At 71.8% G+C, this 15,607-nt stretch carries 19 protein-coding genes; 17 read left to right on the plus strand and 2 right to left on the minus strand.

Going from position 1 to position 15,607, the window contains the following annotated elements; translation table 11 throughout:
- Positions 1-115: 115 nt before the first annotated feature.
- Both ACYVAQ_RS12025 and ACYVAQ_RS12030 read right to left on the minus strand, forming a co-directional pair.
- Positions 116-1,315 (minus strand): HNH endonuclease signature motif containing protein, encoded by a 1,200-nt coding sequence (locus ACYVAQ_RS12025; protein ID WP_460789750.1) that lies wholly within the window; start codon positions 1,313-1,315, stop codon positions 116-118.
- 335 nt (positions 1,316-1,650) lie between these two features.
- A complete protein-coding gene (locus ACYVAQ_RS12030) occupies positions 1,651-2,703 on the minus strand; it encodes a protein-glutamate methylesterase/protein-glutamine glutaminase (RefSeq protein ID WP_460789752.1) in 1,053 nt (350 codons plus the stop codon).
- A 56-nt stretch (positions 2,704-2,759) separates the two neighbouring features.
- Between ACYVAQ_RS12030 and ACYVAQ_RS12035 the strand changes: the two genes are divergently transcribed.
- The 17 genes from ACYVAQ_RS12035 to ACYVAQ_RS12115 all read left to right on the plus strand — a co-directional run bounded on the left by ACYVAQ_RS12035 (position 2,760) and on the right by ACYVAQ_RS12115 (position 15,526).
- The gene (locus ACYVAQ_RS12035; RefSeq protein WP_460789754.1) at positions 2,760-3,662 is read left to right on the plus strand and encodes a CheR family methyltransferase; all 903 of its coding nucleotides are present in this window, start codon (positions 2,760-2,762) and stop codon (positions 3,660-3,662) included.
- 2 nt (positions 3,663-3,664) lie between these two features.
- Entirely contained in the window at positions 3,665-4,045 is a 381-nt protein-coding gene (locus ACYVAQ_RS12040) for a response regulator (RefSeq protein ID WP_460789756.1), read from the plus strand.
- Positions 4,042-4,524, plus strand: a complete 483-nt coding sequence (locus ACYVAQ_RS12045) for a chemotaxis protein CheX (protein WP_460789758.1) — start codon at positions 4,042-4,044, stop codon at positions 4,522-4,524. The genes ACYVAQ_RS12040 and ACYVAQ_RS12045 overlap by 4 nt, the downstream gene beginning before the upstream one ends.
- 55 nt (positions 4,525-4,579) lie before the next feature.
- Positions 4,580-4,939 (plus strand): response regulator, encoded by a 360-nt coding sequence (locus ACYVAQ_RS12050; protein WP_460789760.1) that lies wholly within the window; start codon positions 4,580-4,582, stop codon positions 4,937-4,939.
- Between the two features lie 10 nt (positions 4,940-4,949).
- Entirely contained in the window at positions 4,950-5,429 is a 480-nt protein-coding gene (locus tag ACYVAQ_RS12055) for a hypothetical protein (protein WP_460789762.1), read from the plus strand.
- Between the two features lie 311 nt (positions 5,430-5,740).
- Positions 5,741-6,094 carry a flagellar basal body rod protein FlgB gene (locus ACYVAQ_RS12060; RefSeq protein ID WP_460789764.1) on the plus strand — a complete coding sequence of 118 codons (354 nt, stop codon included), beginning with the start codon at positions 5,741-5,743 and terminating at the stop codon, positions 6,092-6,094.
- Positions 6,094-6,486 (plus strand): flagellar basal body rod protein FlgC, encoded by a 393-nt coding sequence (locus ACYVAQ_RS12065; protein WP_460789766.1) that lies wholly within the window; start codon positions 6,094-6,096, stop codon positions 6,484-6,486. The genes ACYVAQ_RS12060 and ACYVAQ_RS12065 overlap by 1 nt, the downstream gene beginning before the upstream one ends.
- A gap of 2 nt (positions 6,487-6,488) precedes the next feature.
- Positions 6,489-6,857 carry a flagellar hook-basal body complex protein FliE gene (locus tag ACYVAQ_RS12070; RefSeq protein WP_460789768.1) on the plus strand — a complete coding sequence of 123 codons (369 nt, stop codon included), beginning with the start codon at positions 6,489-6,491 and terminating at the stop codon, positions 6,855-6,857.
- Between the two features lie 10 nt (positions 6,858-6,867).
- The gene (gene fliF, locus ACYVAQ_RS12075) at positions 6,868-8,466 is read left to right on the plus strand and encodes a flagellar basal-body MS-ring/collar protein FliF (RefSeq protein ID WP_460789770.1); all 1,599 of its coding nucleotides are present in this window, start codon (positions 6,868-6,870) and stop codon (positions 8,464-8,466) included.
- Positions 8,463-9,491: a flagellar motor switch protein FliG gene (gene fliG, locus ACYVAQ_RS12080; protein WP_460789772.1), complete on the plus strand. Its 1,029-nt coding sequence runs from the start codon at positions 8,463-8,465 to the stop codon at positions 9,489-9,491. Before fliF ends, fliG begins: the two co-directional genes overlap by 4 nt.
- Positions 9,475-10,140, plus strand: a complete 666-nt coding sequence (locus ACYVAQ_RS12085) for a FliH/SctL family protein (protein WP_460789774.1) — start codon at positions 9,475-9,477, stop codon at positions 10,138-10,140. Before fliG ends, ACYVAQ_RS12085 begins: the two co-directional genes overlap by 17 nt.
- On the plus strand, positions 10,137-11,480 hold the full coding sequence (locus ACYVAQ_RS12090) for a FliI/YscN family ATPase (protein WP_460789776.1): 1,344 nt from the start codon (positions 10,137-10,139) through the stop codon (positions 11,478-11,480). Before ACYVAQ_RS12085 ends, ACYVAQ_RS12090 begins: the two co-directional genes overlap by 4 nt.
- Positions 11,477-11,920, plus strand: a complete 444-nt coding sequence (locus ACYVAQ_RS12095; protein ID WP_460789779.1) for a flagellar FliJ family protein — start codon at positions 11,477-11,479, stop codon at positions 11,918-11,920. The genes ACYVAQ_RS12090 and ACYVAQ_RS12095 overlap by 4 nt, the downstream gene beginning before the upstream one ends.
- Positions 11,917-12,900, plus strand: coding sequence for a transglycosylase SLT domain-containing protein (locus ACYVAQ_RS12100; protein WP_460789781.1), 984 nt, complete (start codon positions 11,917-11,919; stop codon positions 12,898-12,900). Before ACYVAQ_RS12095 ends, ACYVAQ_RS12100 begins: the two co-directional genes overlap by 4 nt.
- Entirely contained in the window at positions 12,897-14,177 is a 1,281-nt protein-coding gene (locus ACYVAQ_RS12105) for a flagellar hook-length control protein FliK (RefSeq protein WP_460789783.1), read from the plus strand. The genes ACYVAQ_RS12100 and ACYVAQ_RS12105 overlap by 4 nt, the downstream gene beginning before the upstream one ends.
- Positions 14,178-14,191: 14 nt before the next feature.
- A complete protein-coding gene (locus ACYVAQ_RS12110) occupies positions 14,192-14,650 on the plus strand; it encodes a flagellar hook capping FlgD N-terminal domain-containing protein (protein WP_460789785.1) in 459 nt (152 codons plus the stop codon).
- 27 nt (positions 14,651-14,677) lie between these two features.
- On the plus strand, positions 14,678-15,526 hold the full coding sequence (locus ACYVAQ_RS12115) for a flagellar hook-basal body complex protein (protein ID WP_460789787.1): 849 nt from the start codon (positions 14,678-14,680) through the stop codon (positions 15,524-15,526).
- The last annotated feature ends 81 nt before the right edge of the window (positions 15,527-15,607 follow it).

Raw genomic sequence — 15,607 nt, forward strand, 5'->3', positions numbered from 1 at the left:
CGCGACCCGCTACGACAAGCTCGCCGCCAACTACCGCGGCGGTGTCGTGCTCCGCGCCATCGTCATCTGGCTACAGCAATAAGCAGACACGCCCTAGCCCGTAGGCGTCCGACCCTCACGTCCTGCGGTGGAACCGGAAGTCGCCCGAGGCCAGCTTCGTCATCGTGTAGCGCTGGTCGTGGGCCCGATGGTGATGGTGGGAGCAGAGCAGGACCCCGTCGGCGAGGTCGGTCTTGCCTCCCTGGGACCAGGGCTTCAGATGGTGCGCCTCCGTCCACGCCGCCGGAATCGTGCACCCGTCGGCGCGGCAGCGTTTGTCCCGCAGACACATGGCCTTGCGCTGATGGGGTGCATAGCGACGTCGACCCCGCCCCAGGTCGAGGACCTCGCTCGTCCCGCCGAGGACGGCGGGGATGATCTTCGCGGTGCACGCCAGCCGCCGCGCCTCGCTGGCGGAGACGACCGTGCTCCCCAGCATCGCGGACCCGAGGTCATTGACCAGGGCCTCGTAGGAGACGGTCACGATCACGGCCGTGGCGTCACCACCGTGGTCGGGCAGCCGGCTCGGGTCGAGGACCTCCAGCAGTCGGCAGAACGCCTCACCACGGGACCTGGACTTCGTCACGCGGGGTGAGTCCTCGGCATCGAGGTAGGTGGCGAGCCGCTCGGCGATCGAGTCGGGGACCAGGGCGGCGATCTTCGTGGTCCCGTCGCCACGGCGTTGCAGCTTCACGCTGCACTTGTCGCGGGCGGCTTGTTCCTCACGTTCCAGTGCCTTGCCGAGCTCGGCCTCGGCGATGTCGGGGGCGACGACTTCGAGGATCTTGGTTCCGAGGACCCGCAGGTCGCGGGGGTCGTAGGTCTGGGCGAGCTTGATGAGGTGCTTCTCCGCCCTCGCCTTCGTCATGGCGTCGACCTGGTCGGACAGCTTGTCGATCGAGCGGATGATCACCCGCGCCTGAGGAACGTTCACGTCCCCAGCCCGCAGCGCAGCAGCGGTCAGGGGATGGGCCTGGAGGTCGCGGGCGAGGTGGAGGTCGGCACGGGCGGTGGTCGCGGTGATGTGGGTGGCGTGGGCGTACCAGGTGCCGGCGTCGCGGGCCGCGTGCTCCTCGGCCACATCACCAGCTGCTGCGAGCAGCCGCAGCTCGAGCTCGGCGGTCTCGGCCTTGACCCGCGCCAGGGTCAGCAAAGCTTCTTCCTTGTCGCGGGTGCGCAGGTAGTCGGCCGGCATCTCCGCGACCGAGTTCAGCGCCTTCTCGAGATCTCGGGCGCAGGCAAGGATCGGGTGGCAGAGCACCTGTTCCACGGTCATCGAGACTCCCGAGATACAGCTGATCAACTACCTCGATGATACCAGTGATCGAACAGATTATCGAGCGTTTCCACGAGTATCTTCGCAGGTCAGGGCATGTTTTGTGGCGGCCGCGCAGCGGCGGCGCGGGCGAAGCCCGTGCCGACTCCGCGCCGTCCAAGCCCGTCGTGAGGGACCCGGGGTCAAGGGCGCCGCAGGCGTCGCGCAGCGATGCCGAAGGCACCCTTGACGCCGGGGCACGACGGGCTACGATGCGGCCGCCAACGACCAGCCGCGAGGGCCGACTCGACAGTCCCAGAGGGCCGACTGGACAGTCCCGGAGGGCCGAGTCGACGTCAGACCGCGACCCCCGGCCGCACCGCCGAGACGATGGCGGCGGGGAGCTCGGCGAGGGGCAGCACCCCGGCGGCGTACCCCGCATTGGCGACGGCGCCCGGCATCCCCCAGACCACGGAGGTGGAGGCGTCCTGGACGAGGGTCCGGCCACCGGCGGCGGCGACGAGCCCGGCGCCCACCATGCCGTCCTGGCCCATGCCGGTGAGGACGACGGCGAGGACGCCGCCGCCCCACACCGAGACCGCCGAGCGGAAGAGCACGTCGACGGCGGGGCGGCAGAAGTTCTCCTGCGGGCCCTGGTCGAGGGCGGCGCGCACGACTCCCCCGAACGAGCTCACCTGCAGGTGGAAGTCGCCGGGCGCCAGGAGCACGGAGCCGGGCGCCACCAGGTCGCCGTCGGCGGCCTCGCGCACGGAGAGCGCCGAGGCCTTGTCCAGGCGCTGCGCCAGCATCGTGGTGAAGACAGGCGGCATGTGCTGCACCACCAGGACCGGGACGCCCAGGTCGGCGGGCAGCTCGGGGAGCAGCTTGGCGAGCGCGTCCGGCCCACCGGTGGAGCAGCCGATGACGAGCGCCCGCACGGGAGGACCGCTGAAGGCCGGCGGACGACGGCGGGCCGCGGCGGGCGCCGGAGCCAGCTGGCGCATCCGAGCGAGCGCCCGGATCCGGGGCACCAGCTGGTCGCGGACGGCAGCGATGCCGTCGGCGATCTGGCCGGTGTTGGACGGCTTGGTGACGTAGTCGGAGGCGCCGCGGGACAGCGCGTCCAGCGTCGCGGTCGCACCCCGCTCGGTCAGCGTGGAGAACATGATGACGGGGAGCCGCGGGTGCCGGTCGCGGATCTCGCTCAGCGCGCCGAGGCCGTCCAGCCGCGGCATCTCGATGTCGAGCGTGACGACATCGGGGCGCAGTCGGTCGACGACCTCGATGGCTGCCACCCCGTCCTCCGCCACCCCCACCACCTCGATGTCGGGGGCGGCGCGCAGAGCGGTCGTGACGAGCCGGCGTACCAGCGCGGAGTCGTCCACGACGACCACTCGGATGGGATCCACACAGCGCTCATCGGCCGACCGCTCACATCCCTGAGCACCGCGCCGATGGAACCCGCGTGAGCCCCAACGACACCTTCGCCCAGGTCGCCGCTCTCGTCCGGCGCGAGACCTCGATGGTGTACGACGAGGGCAAGGAGTACCTGGTCCAGGCGCGACTCACGCCGCTGGCGACCGCGCTGGGCCTGAGCATCGACGACTACGTACGCCGGCTCCCCATCGACCCGGTCGAGCGCCGCAAGGCCGTCGACGCGCTCACGATCAACGAGACCAGCTGGTTCCGCGACAACTCGCCGTACCAGGTCTTCACCGACGACCTGCTGCCCGCGATCCTCGCGGCCAGGACGGCCCAGTCGGCGACGGCGACCCTGCCCAGCCGCACCATCCGGATCTGGAGCGCCGCCTGCTCCAGCGGCCAGGAGGCCTACTCCATCGCCATGCTGTGCGAGGAGCGGCTGCCGGAGGGCTGGGACTACGAGATCCTCGCGACCGACATCTCCACCGAGATGGTGGAGCGGGTCAAGGCCGGCCGCTACAGCCAGGTCGAGGTCAACCGCGGCCTGCCGGCCACCCGGCTGATCAGCTGGTTCACCCGCGAGGGCCGCGAGTGGCAGGTCCTGGACCGGCTCCGCGACCGGGTGCACCCCCGGCAGATGAACCTGGCGGCGCCGTACGTCGGCCTCGGTTCCTTCGACCTCGTCCTGCTGCGCAACGTCCTCATCTACTTCGAGCCCGCCACGAAGCACGACATCGTGCGGCGGATGCTGCCGATGGTGGCGCCGCACGGCTACCTGATGCTCGGCTCGTCGGAGACGACGCTCGACTTCCCGCCTGATCTCGCCGCGGCCTGGCGTCGCGAGCAGTTCGGCCGGGTGCAGACCCACCAACGTGCCGACGGCGTCGCCGCCGACCGAACCGCACTCCCCACTCTCGGGGCCCGACTGACCGCCACAGGAGCCTGACCATGCGCGCGATGATCATCGACGACTCCCGGGCGATGCGGAGCATCCTGCGCCGCGTCGTGACCGGCCTCGACTTCGAGGCGTCCGAGGCCGGCAACGGCCGCGAGGCGCTCGACCAGCTGGAGGCGGGGGTCGTGCCGGACGTGTGCCTGATCGACTGGAACATGCCGGTGATGGACGGCTACACCTTCATCACGAAGGTCCGGGAGAACCCGGACTGGCGCAACATCACGCTGATGATGGTGACCACCGAGAGCGAGCAGTCGAACATCGTGCGTGCGCTCGCGGCGGGCGCCCACGAGTACGTCATCAAGCCGTTCACGCCCGACGCCATCGCCGAGAAGCTGGAGCTGCTCGGCCTCACCTCGGGAGGTGCGGCATGACCGCGCAGGAGGTCACCTACGACGCCCCCGCCGCCGACGACCTGCTCTGGATCGCGGAGGAGGTCTGGCAGGCGCTGCTCGGCGAGGACGAGCTGCTCGTGAGTCGACTCGTGCCGCCGGGCACTCCGTTCGACGCACCGGGCACCTGGTCGGCCGCCGTGTTCGTCAGCGGCGGCTGGCAGGGCACCGTCACGGTCGAGCTCTCCGCGGACGTCGCGGCCGCCCTCACCGTCCGGATGCTCGCGCTGCCGGCGGACGAGGACGCCGCCGACGCCGACGTCGCCGACGCGGTGGGCGAGCTCGTCAACATGATCGGCGGCAACGTGAAGAGCCTGATGCCGGGCCCGAGCGTGCTGTCGCTGCCGATGGTGGCCGCCGGCCGCGCGGCCCACTCCTCCGAGCTCGCGGAGGCCGTCCGCCTCGACGCGTGCTGGCGCGACCAGCCACTGCGCTTCTCGGTCCACGTGCCACACCACTGAGCCACCCGCTCCACCAGCTCCACAGGAACGCACCAACCCACGGATGGGAACCACCATGAAGATCCTCATCGCCGACGACTCCCGCGTCATGCGCCAGATCGTCATCCGCACGCTCCGCCAGGCCGGCCACGGCGGCCACGAGATCGTCGAGGCCGAGAACGGCCGCGAGGCGCTGGCCATGGTGGCCACCGAGGCGCCCGACCTGGTCCTGTCCGACTGGAACATGCCCGAGATGAACGGCATCGACTGCCTCTCCGCCCTGCGGGCGAGCGGCTCCCAGGTGCCCTTCGGCTTCGTGACCTCGGAGGGCTCCGACGAGATGCGGACCCGCGCGGCGTCGGCCGGCGCGGCCTTCCTCATCGCGAAGCCGTTCACCCCGGAGGCGTTCGACGACGCGCTCCGCTCGGTCCTCTGAGGGGTACGTCGTGCCCATCCACCTGCCGCAGCCCAAGCAGCTGCGTGACCTCCTCACCGACCTGCTCGACCGCGAAGTCACCCTCAGCCCGGCCGGTCCCTACGCGCCCGGCCCGGACACCCCCGCCTCCGTCGCGGTGTACGTCGACGACAGCCTCCGCATCTCGGCCGCCATCGTGTGCGACCTGCCCTTCTCGGCGTACGCCGGTGCGGCGCTGGGTCTCGTGCCTCCGGGTGCCGCGGCGGACGCGGTCGCGGACGGCAAGCTCGACGACAACCTGCGCGACAACCTCTACGAGGTGCTCAACATCGCGGCGTCGGTGTTCAACGTGCCCGGTGCCGACCACCTGCGGCTGCACGACCTGCACCCAGCCGGCCCGCCGCTCGCCCCGCAGGTCCGCCTCCACGCGCTGACCCTGGGTCGTCGCGCGGACCTCGCGGTGGACGTGGCCGGCTACGGGTCCGGGCTGCTCTCGGTCATCCTGGTCTGAGCCGAGACCCGGGTTCGTCGCACCCGAGTCCCGGGTTCGTCGCAGCCCAGACCCGGGTTTTCGGATGTCACAAGGCCGGGTTTCGCGGGTGACAGGCCCGGGTCTCGCCGGTGACAAGCCCGGGGTTGGCGGGTGACAAACCCGGGTCTCGGCGAACCGGTCGGGCAGAAGCGGCAGGACCATCGTCCCGAGAAGGTCAACCGGGCATCGGCGGGGCCGAACATCCCCGCGAGCCAGGGACAGGCTCGCAATCGCCGACGGACCGGCACCGCACCACCTGCCTCACGGCAGGTCGAACAAGGGGCAAGCCCGTGTCCTTCGGTACGTCCGATGCCGTCAGCTTCGTGCTGCACACGGCCATCAACGGCCTGGCCGAGCGCCAGAACGTCATCTCCGACGACATCGCGAACGTCGACACCCCGGACTTCCGGGCCCGCAGCGTCGACTTCGAGACGGCCCTGAAGGCGGCGATCGACCGTGGTGGGGCGGACGGCGACATCACCGCCACGGTGAGCCCCACGGACACCCCGGTCGGTGCCAACGGCAACAACGTCGACCTCCGCAAGGAGGAGATGGCGGCCATCCAGACCCAGTACCAGTACCAGATCGTCGGCCAGGCCTTCTCGAACCGGGCCGACCTCCTGCGCACCGTGGCGGCCATGTGATGGGCGCCTTCGACACCCTCTCCATCGCGAACACCGCGCTCGGCGCCCACCAGACCTGGCTCGACGCGGTCGCCGACAACATCGCGAACGTCAACACGATCAAGCCCACGAGCGGCCCGGCGTTCCAGGCGACGTACGTCGAGTTCGCCGCCGACTCCCAGGGCGGGGTCGACGTCGCGGGGTTCGTGCCCGGCGACGCGACCGGCCTGGTGGTCAGCCAGCCCGGCAACCCGCTCGCCGACGCGCAGGGATACGTGCGCGCCCCCGACATCGACCTCGCCGAGCAGATGGGCGAGCTGGTGATGGCGCAGCGCGGCTACCAGGCCTCCGTCCAGGTCACCAAGACCGCCCAGGACACCTACTCCGCGGCCCTCCAGATCGGACAGAAGTGACGATGAGCGTGAGCCCGATCTCCTTCCCGTCCCTGGACTCCGTCGCCGGCGCGAACCTGGCCCCCGCCGACCTCTCCGGCATGGGGGGCGTCCAGGGGCTGACCGGCCCCGACGGCGTCAGCGGCACCAGCGCTACATCGAGCGCGAACGGCGCCGAGTTCGGCAACCTGGTCATGGACGGCCTGGACCGGCTCGAGGGCCTGACCAACAGGGCCGACCACCTCGCGGTGCAGGCCGCGACCGGCGACCTGAGCAACATCCACGACTACACGATCGCCGCCAGCGAGGCGCAGGTCGCGACGCAGCTGACCGTGTCGGTGCGCAACCAGGCGCTCGACGCGTTCAACAAGATCCTGCAGATGCAGGTCTGAGGGCTGACCGATGGACACGATGCGCGACCGGGCGACCCGGTACCTCACCCGCGGCAAGGACACCTTCCTCGGCTTCACCGCCGGCCAGAAGGCCGTCGTCGTGATCGGCACGGCCGCCCTGCTGCTGGCCGCCTTCCTGGTGTTCCGGTGGGCCTCGACCCCGACGTACGCACCGCTCTACTCCAACCTCTCCGGCCAGGACGCGAGCGCGGTCGTCGACGAGCTGCAGTCCGAGGGTGTCCCATACCAGCTCACCGGCGGCGGCACGACGATCATGGTGCCGCAGTCCGACGTCTACTCCAGCCGGATCACGCTGTCGGGCAAGGGCCTGCCGTCCAGCTCCGACACCGGCTATTCGATCCTCGACAGCGAGGGCCTGTCGACCTCGGAGTTCACCCAGCAGACCGACTACAAGCGTGCGATGGAGGGCGAGCTCGCGAACACGGTCGAGGCGATCGACGGCGTCAGCACCGCGATCGTGCACCTGGCGATCCCCGAGAGGCAGGTCTTCAGCGACCAGCAGGACCCGACCACCGCGTCGGTCCTCGTCGCGACCGACCCCGGCACCACGCTCACCCCGGACCAGGTGCAGGCGATCGTGCACCTCGTCGCGTCCAGCATCTCCGGTCTCGACCCGAAGAACGTCACGGTGTCGGACTCCTCCGGCCAGGTCCTCACCCTGCAGGACGACGGCAGCGGTACGACGAGCGCGTCGAACCAGGCCGCCGGCGTCGCCGCCTTCGCGGGCAACGTGAAGTCCCAGATCCAGGGCATGCTCGACAAGATCGTCGGCCCCGGCAACTCGACCATCACGGTCACCCCGGACCTCGACTTCGACCAGGCCAGCCAGGTGACCCGGCGGTACCTCGTGCCCCCGAAGGGCACCCTGCCGCTGTCGCAGTCGTGGACCAAGGAGCACTACACCGGTGTCGGCGTGCCCGGCACGGCCAACGGTGTGGTGGGGTCGAACGGCCAGATGAACCCGACCGCGTCGGCGAACGGCGGCAACTCGGCGTACCAGAACGACACGAACACCCAGGACAACGCGGTCCCCGAGACCATCGAGCACCGGGTGAACGCGCCCGGGTCGCTCAAGGACCTGCACGTGAGCGTCGTCCTCAACGCGACCACCGCGGCGGCGATCCAGCCGGCCGTCATCAAGCAGCTCGTCGCGTCCGGCGTCGGCATCAACACCAAGCGCGGCGACACGATCGACGTCTCCTCGCTGCCGTTCGACCAGACCGCCGCCCAGCAGGCCGCCGCCGAGCTCGCCGCCGCCGCGGCCGCGAAGCACAAGGCCTCGCAGACCGCGCTCTACCGCAACGCCGGCCTGGCCGGGCTGGTCGCGATCATGCTGATCCTGGCCTGGCTGCAGGCCCGGCGGCGGGCGAAGGCCCGCGAGGAGGCGACCGAGTACCTCATCGAGCAGGTCCGCGCCGGTCAGGCCGAGCGGGTCGCCATCGAGGCCCAGCCGCCGGTCCCGGCCCTGGAGCTGCCCCCGGTCGACCCCGAGGACGACCGGATCCGAGAGGAGCTGCTGGCGCTGGTGGAGAAGCAGCCCGACGACGTCGCGGCCCTGCTGCGCGGCTGGCTGGTGGAGCCCCGATGACCCTCATGCCCACCCCGTCCGCACTCGCCACGCTCGGCGTGCGCAAGGCGGCCGTGCTGCTCATCCAGCTCGGCAAGGAGCGCGCCGCGCAGGTCATGGCGCACCTGTCGGACACCGAGGTCGAGGCGATCTCCGGCGAGATCGCGCGCCTCAACGCGGTGTCCGCGAACGAGACCGAGTCGGTGCTCCACGAGTTCCACGACATGATCACCGCGCACGCCCACATCAACCAGGGCGGGTTCGGTTTCGCGCAGCAGCTCCTCGAGCAGTCCCTCGGCCCGGAGCGGGCCAAGGAGATCATGGAGCGGCTGCACGCGGCCGCGGTGCAGATGCCGTTCCAGTTCCTGCACCGTGCGGACCCCGCGCAGCTGCGCGGCTTCATCGCCGACGAGCACCCGCAGGTCATCGCGCTGGTCCTCGCGCACATGGCCGCCGACAAGGCCTCGCTGCTGCTGAGCGGGCTGCCCGCGCACCAGCAGGCCGTGGTCGCCCACCGGATCGCCGTCATGGACCGCACCTCGCCCGAGATCGTGCGGACCGTCGAGGGCATCCTGGAGCGCAAGCTCTCCTCGATGCTGCAGCCGGCCGAGGTCTCGCGGGTCGGTGGTGTGGACCCGCTCGTCAACATCATCAACCGCTCCGACCGGCCCACCGAGCGGCAGATCGTCGAGGGCCTCGAGGGCCTGGACCCGGCGCTGGCCGAGGAGGTCAAGAGCCGGATGTTCATGTTCGAGGACATCGTCAACCTCGACGACCGCTCGGTGCAGCAGGTGCTGCGCCAGGTCGACACCGCCGAGCTCGCGCTCGCCCTCAAGGGCGTCAGCGACACGGTCCGCTCCAAGATCACCTCGAACCTCTCCGAGCGCGCGGCCGAGAACCTGCTCGACGAGGTCGAGATGCTCGGCGCCGTCCGGCTCGCGCAGGTCGAGGAGGCCCAGCAGAGCATCATCCGCACGATCCGCCAGCTCGAGGAGCAGGGGCAGATCATGGTCCGGCGCGGGAACGACGATGAATTCATCGTCTGAGGCGACCGCCGTGCGCCACCTGGAGATGCCGGAGCTGCGGCACGGCGAGTGGACCCGGCGCGGCGGTGCCGCCGTGCTCGGCGACGCCGCCACCGAGACCCTGCTCGCCGGCCTCGCCGAGCAGACCCGGGAGGCCGCGCAGGCCCAGGGGTACGCCGTGGGCTGGGCCGAGGGTCGACGCGCGGCCGCCGCCGAGGCGCGCGCCGTGCAGGACCGGGTGGACGCGGCACGTGCCGCCGAGGACGTCGTACGCCGTCAGGAGCACGCCGCCGCCCTGGCCGCTCTCGCGGAGGCCGCCGAGCAGGTGCGGGGGCTGCTCGGCGACCTGGCCGGAACGATCGAGGCGCAGGCCACCGAGCTCGCGTGGGCGCTGACCGAGGAGCTGGTGGGCCACGAGGTCCGCTCCGCCGACGCGGTCGACACGGTCCGCCGGGTGCTCGCGGTGCTGCCGGACGGACCGCTGGCGACCGTGTCGCTGCACCCGTCGGTCGTCGGCGACGCCGTCGTGCGGGACCTGGTGGGCCGCGGGGTCCGGGTCGTGGCCGACGCCGCCCTGGGTCGCGCCGATGCGCTGGTCGAGGCCGACGGTGCGGTCACGGACCTCCGGATCGGCGACGCGCTCGCGCGGGTGCGGGAGGTCCTGCGATGAGCCTGCTCACCTCGTCTGTCATCGAGCGCGCGCACGACGCCGTCGCCCCGCTGCGGCTGGGGACCGTCACCGAGCTCGTCGGCCTGCACCTGGAGGTGCGGGGTTTGCGGGTGGCCGTCGGGGATCTGGTTTCGATACGCCCTCGCCTAGCGGCTCGGGCTACTCAACCAGCGACGGGCCCCCTTCTCGCGGAGGTCGTCGCCGTACGACCCACCGCGGCCATCTGCCTGCCGCTCGGTCTCACCGCCGGCGTCCGCGTCGGCGACCTGGTCGAGAGCACCGGCGGTCCCCTGCGGATCCAGGTCGGCGAGGCGCTCCGCGGCCGGGTGCTCGACGGGCTGGGCCGGCCGATCGACGGCGGCCCCGCGCTCTCCGCGCTCGCGGGCCTGCAGACCGTGAGCGTCGACAACGACGCCCCCGCGCCGCTCGACCGGCCCCGGATCGACGTACCTCTCGGGTTGGGGGTTCGGGCGCTCGACGCGCTCGTGCCCTGCGGCCGCGGCCAGCGGATCGGCATCATGGCCGGCTCCGGCGTCGGCAAGTCGTCGCTGCTGTCGATGATCGCGCGCGGCACCGACGCGCAGGTCAACGTGATCGCGCTGGTGGGCGAGCGTGGCCGTGAGGTCCGCGAGTTCATCGAGGGCGACCTCGGTCCGGAGGGCATGGCGCGCTCGGTCGTCGTGGTCGCCACCTCCGACGCGCCCGCCGTCGAGCGGATGCGCGCCGGCTTCACCGCGACCCGGATCGCCGAGTGGTTCCGCGACTCCGGCCGCGACGTCGTGCTCATGCTCGACTCGCTCACCCGGATCTCCATGGCCCAGCGCGAGATCGGCCTGTCCGCCGGCGAGCCGCCCGCGACCCGGGGCTACCCGCCGAGCGTCTTCGGCCTGATGCCGCGGCTGCTGGAGCGCGCCGGTACGTCGGTCTCCGGCTCGATCACCGGCCTCTACACGGTCCTGGTCGAGGGCGACGACCTGCAGGACCCGATCGGCGACACCGCCCGCTCGATCCTGGACGGCCACGTCGTGCTGTCCCGCGAGCTCGCGACGTCGGGGCACTTCCCCGCCATCGACGTCCTCGAGTCGATCTCCCGGGTCACCACCGCGGTCACCACGAAGGAGCAGCAGCACGACGCGCGGCTGCTGCGCCGGATGCTCGCCGCGCACCGCTCGGTCAAGGAGCTGCTGGACATCGGTGCGTACGTCGCCGGCGCGGACCCGTACGCCGACGCCGCCATCGCCCGCCTGCCGCGGATCGAGGAGTTCCTGACCCAGGCGATGGACGACGCGACGCCGACCGCCGAGACCTGGCAGCGGCTGCACGAGCTGGTGGCGGCATGAGCGCGCGCCACGACCGGGGGCTCAAGGCCGTCGAGCTCGTCCGCGGCGTGCGCGAGCAGGACAGCAGGATCGGCCTCCAGCACGCCCTCGCCGAGGAGCGCGCGATCACCGGCCGGCTCGCCGGCTACCGGACGCGCCTGGCCACCGCCGAGCTCCCCGCCACCGCCACCCCGGGCGAGCTGATCAGCCTGCGGGCAGCGCTCGGGATGCTCGGCGAGCTCATCACGACCACCGCCGTCAATGCCTCGACGGCGACCACCCTGAGCGCCGACGCGCGCAGCCGGTGGACCACCGACAAGGCCCGGCTGGCCGCGGTCGAGCACCTGCTGGAGCGGCGCGCGCAGCGTCGTCGCGCAGCCGCGGACCGGCGTACCGCCGCCGAGCTGGACGACCTCGCTGCCCAGCGTTGGCAGCGGCTGCACAAGGACGACATCGCATGAGCATCGAGCAGGTGACCGCCCGGATCGCGCAGATCCAGGGCCAGCTGGACCAGCTCTCCGCGCCCGCGTCGACCGACTTCGCCGCGACGCTGGCCGCGACCGGCGCCACGAGCACGACCGACACCGGCGTGGCCGGTGCCGCGCGGGTGGCGGCGGGCGGCACGATCAGCGGTGCGGACGTCGTGGCCGACGCGAAGAAGTACCTCGGTGTCCCCTACGTCTGGGGCGGCACCGACCCGCTCAAGGGCATGGACTGCTCGGCGTTCGTGCAGCGCGTGTACGGCGACCTCGGCTACTCGCTCCCCCGCGTCTCCTCCGAGCAGGCGACCCAGGGCACCGCGGTGGCGAGCCTCGCCCAGGCCCAGCCGGGCGACATCCTGGCGTTCGGCTCGCCGGTGCACCACGTGGGCATCTACCTCGGCGACGGCAAGATGATCGAGGAGCCGCACACCGGCTCGGAGTGCCGGATCAGCGACGTCTACGAGACGCCCACCCATATTCGCCGCATCCTCGGCTCGGTCGCGCCCGACGCGGCGTCCTCGTCGCCGGTCGCATCGTCGGTGTCGGGCATCTCGGCCCGGGTGCCGTCCACGATCCCGTACGCCGACCTGATGAACGCCGCCTCCGCGCGGACCGGGGTCCCGGCCGAGCTGATCGCCGCGGTCGCCAAGCAGGAGTCCGGCTTCAACGCCCGTGCGGTCTCGCCGGTGGGGGCGCAGGGCCTGATGCAGCTGATGCCGGGCACCGCCCGCGGCCTCGGCGTGACGAACTCCTTCGACCCGGCGCAGGCCATCGACGGCGGTGCGCGGCTGCTCAGTTCGCTGCTGACCAAGTTCGACGGCCGCGTCGACCTGGCGCTGGCGGGCTACAACGCCGGCGCCGGCGCGGTGCAGAGGTACGACGGCGTCCCGCCGTACCGGGAGACCCAGAGCTACGTGAAGGACATCATGGCGATGCTGCAGAACGGGGTGGCCGCATGACGATCACGCCCAGCACCCCCAGCGCGGTGCCCGCCGGCGGCGTCGCCGGACTGCTCGACCTGGCCTCGCTCGTGGGCCCGGGGAACGCCGCCGGAGTGGGCAGCGGCGGTACGACGAGCGCGCAGCCGCAGGGCGACGCGACCGCCGACTCCGGTGCTCCGCAGGGCTTCGCGGCCGCGCTGGCGGCGCTGCTCGCGGGGGTTCCGGGCGTGACGCCGGCAATCCCCGTGGCACCCGTCGCGCCGGGTGCGCCGGGTGCGCCGGGTGCGCCGGGTGCGCCGGGTGCAGCGGGTGCGCCGGTCGCAGCGGCGGTCCCGTCCGCTGCCGACGGCTCGGTGTCGGCGCCCACGGCGGGCTCTCCCGCCTCCTCGCCGACCTGGTCCGACGCCACTTGCTTGCCGGCAGGTAAGTACTTGCCTGCCGGCAAGCAAGCGAGCACGGCTGCCCCGTCGGCGACCGCTCCGGCCCCGGCCCCGACCCCGACGCCCGCTCCGGCGGTCGCGGCAGCCATGACCGCTGCCGTCGCCCCCGAGGCGACCCGGCCGGCCACTCCCGCGCCGTCCGTGCCCTCCAGTGCCTCCCCGGCCCCGCCCAAGGCGAACCGCCCGTCGCGGTCCACCGAAACCGGCGTTTCGATGGGCCCCGACGATGGATTCGCGGTCGCAGCAGCCCCGTCGCCTGCACCCGCCCCGCCATCCGGCACCGCCCCGGTCGCGCCGGTGCTCGCGGCCACCAGCGCGGTCACCACGACCGGCACGGTCACCACCACGAGCGGGGACAACACCACCACGGTCGTGACCCAGCAGGTGTTCCCCGAGGTGACGAAGCTGGCGACCAGCCCGGGCAGCCACCGGATCACGATCATCCTCAACCCCGCCCACCTCGGGGAGGTGCGGGTGAGCATGGTGGTCCGCGCGGGCAGCGTCCGGGTGAGCCTCGACGCCGGCGACCAGCACGTGCAGCAGGCGCTGTCGACGAGCACCCCGGAGCTGCAGCGGCTGCTGGAACGCACCGGCGCCACGGACACCCGGATCACCGTGCAGGGCCAGGGCACCGGCTTCTCCGCCCAGCCCGGCATGTCGGGCCTGTCGAACCAGAACCTGTCGAACCAGAACCTGTCGAACCAGGACCTGTCGAGCCACGGCCAGTCCAGCCAGCCCGGCCAGCCGCGCCACGAGCAGCGCACCCTCCCCAGCACCCCGCACGAGACCGACGACCGAGCCTCGCCGGCCCCCGTCCGGCGTACCGCCGCCGGACGCCTCGACCAGACCCTCTGACCCCAGGAGCACCCATGACCGTCTCCCCCCTCACGAGCTCGCCGCTCGCGGGCGTCACCGGGCCGTTCTCGACCCCCGCCGACGCCTCGGCCACGACCAACACCAGCAACCTGGGTGACGAGAACACCTTCCTGCAGCTGATGGTCGCGCAGATGAAGTACCAGGATCCGATGAACCCCACGGACTCCAGCCAGTTCCTCTCCCAGACCGCGCAGTTCACGGCGCTGGAGAAGATGACGAGCGTCGCCGACCAGATGAAGGCGCTCGTGCAGTCGCAGATGGCGTTCGGCGCCGGCGCGATGATCGGCCAGACCGTGCACTGGACCGACGACAACGGCGCTGCCCAGACCGGCACCGTCACCGGAGCCTCGTTCCTGTCCACCGGACCGACGCTGACCATCAACGGCACCTCGGTGCCCCTCACGTCGGTGACCTCGGTCGGCGACACCCCCTCGAGCTCGACGGCCGTCTGAGCCCGCCCCACCCAAGGAGAAACAACCATGCTGCGTTCACTCTTCGCCGGCATCAGCGGCCTGCGCACCAACCAGACCATGCTCGACGTCACCGGCAACAACATCGCCAACGCCAACACGGTCGGCTACAAGTCCAGCGGGACGGTCTTCTCGGACACGCTCTCGCAGATGCTCACCGCCGCCTCCGGCGGCAGCCCGACGCTGGGCGGGACCAACCCGATCCAGATCGGCCTCGGCGTCCAGCTCGCCGCGACCAACCTCAACTTCAACCAGGGCTCGGCGGAGACCACCGGTCGCTCCACCGATCTGATGCTGCAGGGCGACGGGTTCTTCGTCCTGCGCGACGGCCAGGAGGACGTCTACAGCCGGGCCGGCGCGTTCAGCTTCGACCAGAGCGGCAACCTGGTCGCGCCCGACGGCAAGACCGTCCAGGGCTACGCGCTCGACGCCACCGGTACGGCGACGGGCGGCCTGGTCGACATGAACCTGAGCATGATCAACGGCAGCCTGCCGGCCGGCGTGCAGCTCACGGCGTACTCCATCGCCTCGGACGGCAAGATCCGCGGCGTCTTCTCCGACGGCGTGCAGCGCGACATCGGCCAGATCGCCGTCGCGAACTTCACCAACCCGATGGGCCTGCAGAAGATCGGCGACACCGAGTTCCGCGAGTCGGCCAACTCCGGCGCCGTGCAGCTCGGCGTCGCGAACCAGGGCACCAACGGCCAGATCGTGGCCGGTGCGCTGGAGATGTCGAACGTCGACCTCTCCCAGGAGTTCACCAACCTGATCCTGGCCCAGCGCGGCTTCCAGGCCAGCGCCCGCGTCATCACCACGTCCGACTCGGTGCTCGAGGAGCTCGTCAACATCAAGCGCTGAATTTCGATACGCCGCTCGTTCCTCGCGGCTACTCGATCACCGAGGTCTTTCGGCCTCAGGACGCCCTCCCCGATGCCGATG

This window comes from Nocardioides maradonensis, from assembly GCF_054777115.1.